The 9,190-nt window shown below is 56.5% G+C and carries 8 protein-coding genes and 1 tRNA gene; 4 read left to right on the top strand and 5 right to left on the bottom strand.

Annotated elements, in window-relative coordinates; genetic code table 11:
* Positions 1-30 precede the first annotated feature (30 nt).
* Positions 31-107, top strand: a tRNA-Pro gene (locus EHO01S_RS11905).
* A 633-nt stretch (positions 108-740) separates the two neighbouring features.
* On the opposite strand, the gene hemY is transcribed toward EHO01S_RS11905, so the two are convergent.
* The 4 genes from hemY to hemC are packed head-to-tail and all read right to left on the bottom strand — an operon-like array spanning position 741 to position 4,833.
* Positions 741-1,940: a protoheme IX biogenesis protein HemY gene (gene hemY, locus EHO01S_RS11900; RefSeq protein ID WP_024524163.1), complete on the bottom strand. Its 1,200-nt coding sequence runs from the start codon at positions 1,938-1,940 to the stop codon at positions 741-743.
* Between the two features lie 2 nt (positions 1,941-1,942).
* The gene (gene hemX / locus EHO01S_RS11895) at positions 1,943-3,109 is read right to left on the bottom strand and encodes a uroporphyrinogen-III C-methyltransferase (protein WP_024524162.1); all 1,167 of its coding nucleotides are present in this window, start codon (positions 3,107-3,109) and stop codon (positions 1,943-1,945) included.
* Positions 3,110-3,126: 17 nt separating this feature from the next.
* Entirely contained in the window at positions 3,127-3,873 is a 747-nt protein-coding gene (gene hemD, locus EHO01S_RS11890; RefSeq protein ID WP_024524161.1) for a uroporphyrinogen-III synthase, read from the bottom strand.
* A gap of 6 nt (positions 3,874-3,879) precedes the next feature.
* Positions 3,880-4,833, bottom strand: a complete 954-nt coding sequence (hemC, locus tag EHO01S_RS11885) for a hydroxymethylbilane synthase (protein WP_024524160.1) — start codon at positions 4,831-4,833, stop codon at positions 3,880-3,882.
* 301 nt (positions 4,834-5,134) lie between these two features.
* On the opposite strand from hemC, the gene EHO01S_RS11880 reads away from it, so the two are divergent.
* Complete coding sequence (locus EHO01S_RS11880) at positions 5,135-7,684, top strand: class I adenylate cyclase (protein WP_024524159.1); 2,550 nt, start codon at positions 5,135-5,137, stop codon at positions 7,682-7,684.
* A gap of 7 nt (positions 7,685-7,691) precedes the next feature.
* On the opposite strand, the gene cyaY is transcribed toward EHO01S_RS11880, so the two are convergent.
* Positions 7,692-8,018: an iron donor protein CyaY gene (gene cyaY / locus EHO01S_RS11875; RefSeq protein WP_024524158.1), complete on the bottom strand. Its 327-nt coding sequence runs from the start codon at positions 8,016-8,018 to the stop codon at positions 7,692-7,694.
* A 77-nt stretch (positions 8,019-8,095) separates the two neighbouring features.
* Between cyaY and lptM the strand changes: the two genes are divergently transcribed.
* Entirely contained in the window at positions 8,096-8,305 is a 210-nt protein-coding gene (gene lptM / locus EHO01S_RS11870; RefSeq protein ID WP_024524157.1) for an LPS translocon maturation chaperone LptM, read from the top strand.
* Positions 8,306-8,362: 57 nt separating this feature from the next.
* Positions 8,363-9,187, top strand: coding sequence for a diaminopimelate epimerase (gene dapF / locus EHO01S_RS11865; protein WP_024524156.1), 825 nt, complete (start codon positions 8,363-8,365; stop codon positions 9,185-9,187).
* Positions 9,188-9,190: the final 3 nt, after the last annotated feature.

The following is a 9,190-nucleotide window of genomic DNA, read 5'->3' as shown; positions in this document are numbered from 1 at the left end:
GCACCACATCCTACTGGGATATAAATGAATCGGCGAGTAGCGCAGCTTGGTAGCGCAACTGGTTTGGGACCAGTGGGTCGGAGGTTCGAATCCTCTCTCGCCGACCACCCCATCTCCTCGCATTGTCGAGGTTTTTTTGTTTCTGCTTTCCTTCATGTAGCTCACTGTTCTCGCACATGCCGCGTCTTGTCCTATGGTTGCTCCTTCCTTTTCTTATACTAACCAGTGATGTCTGTGGTTAGCGTGGTAAGATCCTTTTATCAATACATTGATTTTAAATCCTTTTATTTTCTGTGCTGTGGCTGATGGCCGGTTTTCCACGAAGTGTCTCCAATTGGAGACATTTATTTATTTGTATTTAAATGAAATTTAATTAAGGCATGGATAAGCGTCGCCATATGGCGACGATATTGGCGCGACGTGGCAAGGCAGAGGTGAGATGCGCTGGCTTTAAATATTGGCATGTTTTATGCAATAATTGTATTCGTAGATGCTCATTCGTCCCCTTATGTTTGCGTAAGCTTCATAAAACTGAGAATGATGCAGAGCCGACTTGTGGTGCCTATAGTCCGAATCATGCTGTTTGAGATCAGCACGCCGCGGACACGTCGTTGAGTGAGGCACCGATCAGTTGTCTTAAGATCTGATTGTCCTTTTTCAACACTTGCCTGCCGGCAGGTGTTTTTTTTGCCTAAAAAAAGGCCCGCGAAGCGGGCCGATATCTGCGAGTATGTGGCGTGTTAGTGTGCGGTGTGATCGTGCTGGAGTGTCAATAATAGGCCGTCACGCCGCATTTTGGCGGCCTCTTCGGGCCGATGCAGTTTATCTAATGCATCGGCCAGCCAGGCGTAGTCATAGGCGTCCGGGCGTTGCTTCAAGGCGGCACGTAGCGCGTCGGCTGCCGCTTGCCACTCGCCGTGGCGCATCAACAGTTGTCCTAGGGTGCTGTTGAGCAGCGCACTGGCGCCATGTTGGCGGATCTGCTGTTGCAGCAGTTTTTCCAATTGTTCAGGGTGACCGGATTTCAGACGTGGCATCAGGTGTACCAGGCGCTCATCGAAGCGTCGCTTCAGACCGTCGACTACGATCTGTTGGGCGGCGTCGTGGTCATTACATTCAATCAAGTGCTCGGCCAGCGCGACCTGGAGTGCCGTCTCATGGCGAGTCTTGCGCCCTTGCGCTTTCCACCACTGTTTTAACCCTTCACTGCCGCCGTTGGCCATTGCGTGATCCATCAGGCCGATATAGGCACGCAACTGGAGCTTTTCGATCTGCTCATCGCTGTGTTCGCCTGCCTTAGCTAATGCCGGCAGGATCGCCAACAGCGGTTCGAAGGCATCGGTATGGAGATAGGCTTGTTCCGCGAGACGTAGTACCTGTGGGTGACGCGGCGCGTAGTTGAGCAAAGCGTCCACGCCGTGACGCGCGGCATGGTATTCTTTACGCGCGAGCTGGAGGCGTACTCGGGTGATGTCGACGGGGAGTTGATCGCTGCCGGCTACCTCAGCGGCGCGCTCCAGATACTGATTGGCGCGCAGTTCATCGCCGCGCTGTTGCGCCGCTTCGACTGCCAGTAGATAGTTGACCAGCGGTTGATCGGCATGATCGGCATTACGTGCCAATAGCTTTTCGACCTGACCATAGTCTCCTTCGGTCAGTTTGAGCAATCCCTCACGCGTCTGACGACGTGCGCGGCTCCGCTTGCGGCCGATAAACCAGCCGCGTGTGCGGGCGCCTGTTCGCAGCAGACGGCGCAGCAGCCATTCCAAGGCAAACAGTACGACCATCAACAACACGAACATGATCACCAGCGACGTGACACTGGTTTCAATATTGTAGTTGTCGGTTTGGATCAGTACATATCCCTGATGGCCGGCAAACAGTGGGCCGAGCACGATGCCTGCGATCAGGATGATAAACAGCAACAGAACCTTGAGCATGGTTATTCCCCCTGTGTCACGGGCGTGGCCGGCGCAGCCATTGGGGCGTTGCTACGGGTGTGCAACAGCTTATCCAACAAGGGTTGGCTCTTGAGTGCGTCGGGTAGCACCATGCTGACGGATTGCTGGCTGAGGGTATCGATCTGGTTAAGAAACGCCTTGGTACTCGGATCATTGACATCGAAATAGGCGCGCACCCAAGCCGATACGCTCTCCAGCGATTGCTGGTAGATTTGATTCTGGTGGCGTGGCACCGCTTGGGCGGCGATCAGCAGACGTGAACGAATATTCTCGCGTAGATAAACGTCTTGGTTTGGCGCCAGTAGCGGTTCATCGCTACTATCACGCCGGCGGATAGTAATAAACTCGGAGATAAAGGTATGCCAGCTCTTTGCCAGGTTCTGGCGCCATTGGCTCAATGAGGCGCTGAGCTCGCCATCATCCTGATCCATTGGCGCTTCGTCACTGTCATTGTCGGCGAGGCGCAGATCGTCGACCTGATTGGCTAACTGGTTAAGTTGCAGAATGATACCGTCGAAGTCGATCTGGCCGAGCGCCGACAAGGTAGCGATATCTTCGGTGATCGCCTGGCGGACGCTCAGCAAACTGGGGTCATTCAGCCCGGCCAGGGTGGCGTCGGCATTTTTCAGCAGCGCGATGGCGGTAGTGACGTCCTGATCGCTCCACAGCTTGCGCTCCGCCAGCTTCACCAGGAAATCAGCCTGGGCCAGTTTCCAGGTCGCGGCATCGTTGCCGGAGATGGCTGCGACCTTCTGTTCTAACTCTTTCAGCTGTTGTGACTGCGTCGCCTGGAGTTGTTGTGCGATGTCGAGTGCCTTAGCCTGCTTATTCAACAATGCCTCCAGGCGTAGCTTCTCCTGGGCCTGCGCCGTATGCAGCGCGCTCAGTTGCTCCTGTAGGTTCTGTTCGTCGCTGAGCTGGCGCTGTGCTTGCTGGTGGCCATGGTAATAGAGGCCGCCACCGAGGGCGATAACCAGCACGATGGCGATAGCGCCCAGGGTCTGACCGCTGGCGAAGGATTTCTTAGTGCGGTGGTTATTCGGTTGGCGGGCGCCTTCCTGCGGCTGCGCGTTGTGCGCCTGCTGCGCGTGTTCGCTGGCCGTCTCGGTGTTAGTCGCCTTTTCTGGCGGGGTAGTGGGTTCCGTCATCGTGGCATGTCCCATGGTCAAGTGATCTGTAGCGTGCGCAATAATGCGTCGTTGTTTGCGCTGTCGGCCACCCGGATCTCTTGCCATCCCAGATCGCGGGCGCGTTGCGCCAGGCGTTCGCTGACGACGATAAGCCGGCAGCGCAGTAACCAATGCTGCCGTTCGTATTCAGGAACTAAATCATAGAGCTGTTGCAGCATTTCACCACTGGTCACCACCAGTGTCGAGATTTTCTGTCGCTGCCAATCTCGATAGCGCTCACTGCCCGGCAGGATACAGGGGCGACGCTGGTAGCATTCGCACAGCGTGACCGCGAGGCCGCGCGCGCGTAGGGTAGCGGCGATCAGCTCTCGACCACCGTTGCCGCGGAGGATCAGGGCATGCTGCGCGCTGAGCGTTTGCAGCGCGGGCAGCGCCAGCAGTGCTTCAGACGTCTCCCCCTGGTCGGGGGAGATTACTGGCTGGCCACACGCTATTTGGAGAGCCTGGGCGGTGGTGTGGCCGATGGCAACGTAACGTAGCGCCGGCGGCCAGGCAAGGCCGATACGCCGTAACCTGCTGTCAGCGTACTGGACGGCATGGCGCGATACGGCCAACAGCAGATCGCCCGCTGCCAGCTCGGCGAGCCGTTCGGGTAACTGCGCCAGCTGCGTACCGGGAGCAAAGTCGATCAAGGGGCTATGCCAAGCCGCCATCCCCGCCGCCCGTAAGCGTTCGACCAACTGTTCGCCGGCGGGAGAGGGGCGAGTGACCAAGATGCTCATGGCCGGTCACGTGTTCTGTTGGTAAACAGCATCGAGGATGGCGCGTGCACCGCGTGCCAAGAGCTCATCGGCCAAATCGATGCCCATACTTTCCGCCTGGTACAGCGGGCCTCGACGTTCGCCGCGAATGATCAGCGAACCATCTGGTTGGCCGACTAGCGCCCGTAGCCAGAGTTGATCACCGTCGATCTCGGCATAGCTGCCGATCGGTACCTGGCAGCCGCCCTCCAGACGTGTATTCATCGCGCGTTCGGCACTGACACGTAATGCAGTGTGTTCATGATTGAGCGGGGCCAGCAATGCGCGGGTTGTCTCGTCCGCCAGGCGGCACTCGATACCCACCGCACCTTGACCGACCGCCGGCAACGACTGTTCCGGCGACAGCGGGGCGCGGATACGCGCCTCAAGCTGCAAGCGTTTAAGCCCGGCGGCGGCTAGAATAATGGCGTCATATTCGCCAGCATCCAGTTTCGCCAGGCGGGTACCGACATTACCGCGCAGATCACGTATCTGGAGATCGGGGCGCGCGGCACGTAATTGGCATTGACGTCGTAGGCTAGAGGTGCCGACGATGCTACCAGCCGGTAGCTGATCTAATGAGGCGAAGCGGGATGAGACGAAGGCATCGCGAGGATCTTCACGTTGGCAGATGGTGACCAGCCCCAAGCCGTCGGGGAAGGCGACCGGGACGTCCTTCATCGAATGGACGGCAATGTCGGCGCGCCCCTCCAACAAGGCCAATTCTAACTCTTTGACGAACAGGCCCTTTCCCCCAACTTTAGCCAGCGGGGTATCCAGCAGCACGTCACCGCGCGTGACCATCGGTACTAGCACTATCGTCAGCTGTGGCCAGTGGGCCAGCAATTGATCCCGGACATAATGTGCCTGCCATAGCGCCAGCGGGCTCTGACGCGTTGCGATGCGCAGCGTCTGCGGCGCTGCTGTAGTCGTTGATTGCATGTGCATATCCCTCATTTGCCTGGTCTTCATCCTACCATGTTGTTGTCTGAGCAGGCAGTGTAAGCGCACGGGATAGGTTGCGTCAGTGAGCGGGAAATGCGGTTGAAAAGCGGGGAAGATCAACGAGAAGGGAATCTCAACATTCAGTGTGTGGTGTTTCTATCTTTACGGTCAATCGGCAAGGTGTTAAATTGATCACGTTTCCAGCAATTTCCCCTCTATCATTACTATTAATAGAACCGTTGTTGGGGGGCGTGGAAACGAGTCCCCTTTCGTACACCAGAAAATCAGGCGAAACGTCTTGTACCTCTACATCGAGACACTGAAGCAACGACTGGATGCGATTAACCAACTTCGGGTTGATCGTGCATTGTCGGCGATGGGACCCGCTTTTCAGCAGGTTTATACGCTGCTGCCTACCTTATTGCATTTTCACCATCCACTGATGCCTGGTTACTTGCAGGGGAATGTCCCTCATGGGATCTGTTTCTTCAAGCCGGATGCCGCTCAGCAACACTATTTGCACCATATTGAGACGCGCGCGCCGGGCAGCATTCCGCCAGTGACGGGCTCGGACCAGCTGCCGATCACCGGGTTATATACCATGGGCAGTACCTCCTCTATTGGCCAGAGCTGTAGCTCCGATCTGGATATCTGGGTCTGTCACCACTCCTGGCTGGATAGCAGCGAACGCAATCAATTGCAGCAGAAATGCGTGCTGCTGGAGAAGTGGGCCGCCTCGCTGGGGGTCGAAGTCAGCTTCTTCCTCATCGATGAGAACCGTTTCCGCCATAACGAGAGCGGCAGCCTGGGTGGCGAAGATTGCGGTTCGACGCAACATATCCTTTTGCTCGATGAATTCTATCGTAGTGCTGTGCGTTTGGCGGGCAAGCGTATCCTGTGGAGCATGGTGCCTTGTGAAGAAGAGGAGCATTACGATGAGTATGTTCTCTCGCTGTATGCTCAGGGCGCGTTGACGCCGAATGAGTGGCTTGATCTCGGCGGGTTGAGCTCGCTGTCGGCGGAGGAGTACTTCGGAGCTAGCCTGTGGCAGCTGTATAAGAGCATCGACTCGCCCTATAAGGCGGTGCTAAAGAGTCTGCTACTGGAGGCGTACTCTTGGGAGTACCCGAATACTGAACTGCTGGCGATGGATATTAAGAATCGTTTGCATAAGGGGGAGATCGTTTCATTCGGGCTCGACCCCTACTGCATGATGCTGGAGCGAGTTACCCGGTATTTGGAGCAGATAGGCGATCACGCCCGTCTTGATTTAGCGCGACGCTGCTTCTATCTGAAGGTGTGCGAGAAGATGTCGCGTACCCGTGCCTGTGTAGGCTGGCGGCGAGAGATCCTCAGCCAATTGGTGGCCCAATGGGGGTGGAGCGAGGCGTTGATTCGCTCGTTGGATAACCGTGCTAATTGGAAGATAGGCCAGGTTCGTGAGGCACATAACGAGTTGCTGGATGCGATGATGCAGAGCTATCGCAACCTGATCCGTTTCGCTCGGCGCAATAATTTGAGTGTTAGCGCCAGCCCGCAGGACATCGGGGTGTTGACGCGGAAGTTGTATGCCGCTTTTGAGGCGTTGCCGGGCAAGGTGACGCTGGTTAACCCGCAAATCTCACCGGATCTATCTGAAGGCGATCTGACTTTTATCTATGTCCCGGTCGGGCGAGCCAATCGCAGTGGCTGGTATCTGTATAACCAGGCGCCGACTATCGACAGTATCGTCAGTCACCAGCCGTTGGAGTATAACCGCTATCTGAATAAGTTGGTGGCTTGGGCTTACTTCAATGGTCTGTTGACGTCAGAGACGCGGTTACATCTTAAAGCGAACAGTAGCCAGTGCGATCTGAATAAGCTGCGCGAGTTAGTACGTGATGTGGCCAACCATTTCCCGTTGCGCCTGCCGGCGCCAACACCAAAGGCATTGTATAGCCCGTGTGAAATTCGCCACTTAGCGATTATCGTCAACCTGGAGCACGATCCGACCGCGACCTTCAGTAATCAGGTGGTGCACTTCGACTTCCGCCAATTGGATGTGTTTAGCTTTGGCGAGCAGCAGCAGTGCCTGGTCGGTAGCGTTGATCTGCTGTATCGCAACTCGTGGAATGAGGTGCGTACGCTACACTTTAGCGGTGAGCAAGCGGTGTTAGAGGCGTTGAAGACCATCCTGGGCAAGATGCATCAGGATGCTGCGCCGCCAGAGGCGGTGGAGGTGTTCTGCTACAGTCGCCATCTGCGCGGCTTGATCCGCACACGCTTGCAGCAACTGGTGTCGGAGTGCATTGATCTGCGTCTCTCCAGTACGCGTCAAGAGCCGGGACGTTTTAAGGCGGTACGCGTGGCCGGGCAGACCTGGGGATTATTCTTCGAGCGCCTGAGCGTCTCGGTGCAGAAGTTGGAGAATGCTGTCGAGTTCTACGGTGCCATCTCCAACAACAAATTGCATGGCCTCTCGATGCAGGTGGAGACTGAACAGGCTCATCTGCCAGCGGTGGTCGACGGGTATGCCAGTGAGGGGATCATCCAGTTTTTCTTCGAGGATGGCGAGCGCGACGGTTTTAACATCTATATCTTGGATGAGTCTAATCGGGTCGAAGTGTATCACCATTGTGAAGGCAGTAAGGAGGAGTTGGTACGTGATGTCAGCCGCTTCTATTCCTCGTCACATGACCGCTTCACCTACGGCTCTAGCTTTATCAACTTTAACCTACCGCAGTTTTATCAGATCGTGACGAAGGATGGGCGGCCACAGGTGATCCCATTCCGCAGTAAGGCGGTGCCGCCCCCCGTGGTGGAGGGGGACGGCGAAGATGCGCCGTGCCAACGTTTTAAGGTGTATTGATGCTGGTTTACTCCACGTTGAGTATCACCGGCACGCCCGCTTGGGCGCTGCACGCCTCATTTAAGATCTGCTTGAAGGGAGCGGCGCTGCGTGAGCAGCGCCACTGGCCGTCACGATAATCGAAGTGATAACCGCCAGCGCGGGTTGCCAGCCAGATTTGGTGTAACGGCTCCTGACGGTTAATCACTATCTTGCTACCATCCTCAAAGCTGAGCGTCATGACGCCGCCATTGGTTTCACAGTCGATGTCGGCATCGTCTTGGTAGGCGTCGAGCGCCTCCTCTAACGACTGCATCAGTGCGTCAGCCAACTGGTGAAACTCGCTGTCATTCATAATCATTTCCTATTGCTTTTCAGTATCCAACTGCGATTATAGAAAGCTTGAACTCTGGAATCACAGGCATTAATACAATGAACAGACAATTCCGTAGTGCGCTATTGGTGCTGTGCGCCGCGGCGTTGGGCGGTTGCGGACTGAAAGGACCGCTCTATTTTCCGCCGTCGCAGCAGGCTCCGGCCGCGCAGAAGGCGCCGGAGGCTTATAACGTAGCGGCCCCGACGCAAGAGCCAACGCCGAAGGCGGCGCAGGCGGCACCCGTCGAGGCGGAGAGCGCCCACTGATTTTCGCACCGTGTGCCAAGGGTAGACGTTTGCAGATATTCATCAAGGGGTAGGGACATGCAGTTTGCCAAGATGCACGGGCTGGGTAATGATTTTATGGTGGTGGACGCAGTTACCCAAAACGTTTACTTTTCGCCAGAGTTAATTCGCCGCCTGGCCGACAGGCATACCGGCGTAGGCTTTGACCAACTGTTGGTGGTCGAGCCCCCTTATGATCCCGACCTCGACTTCCATTATCGCATCTTTAATGCCGACGGCAGTGAGGTTGCCCAGTGTGGCAATGGCGCGCGCTGCTTCGCGCGCTTCGTGCGCATCAAAGGGTTGACGAATCGGCGTGATATCCGCGTCAGCACACAGAATGGGCGGATGACGCTGCATGTGGACGACGACGAGCGGGTAACGGTCAACATGGGGGAACCCCAGTTTGAGCCCGGACGTATTCCCTTTAAGGCGGCTAAGGCAGAAAAAACCTATATTTTACGTGTAGCGCAGCAGACAGTGCTGTGTGGCGCTGTCTCGATGGGTAATCCCCACTGTGTATTGCAAGTGGAGGATGTTAGCCAGGCACAGGTCGCCTTGTTAGGGCCGGCATTGGAGAGTCATGAGCGTTTCCCGGAGCGGGTCAATGTCGGCTTTATGCAGGTGGTGGATCGGGGCTATATTCGCCTGCGGGTCTACGAGCGCGGTGCCGGCGAAACCCAGGCGTGTGGCAGTGGTGCGTGCGCAGCGGTAGCGGTCGGTATTCAACAAGGCTTGCTGGATGAGCAGGTACGGGTCGAGTTGCCCGGCGGTAGCCTTCAGATCCGTTGGTCGGGGCCGGGAACGCCGCTGTTGATGATCGGGCCGGCCACTCACGTCTATGATGGATTCATCCATTTGTAAACG

Source organism: Edwardsiella hoshinae NBRC 105699 = ATCC 33379, from assembly GCF_000474215.1.
Taxonomy (GTDB): domain Bacteria; phylum Pseudomonadota; class Gammaproteobacteria; order Enterobacterales; family Enterobacteriaceae; genus Edwardsiella; species Edwardsiella hoshinae.
Note: the sequence above shows the minus strand (reverse complement) of the source record. Positions and strands in the feature narration are given on the sequence as shown.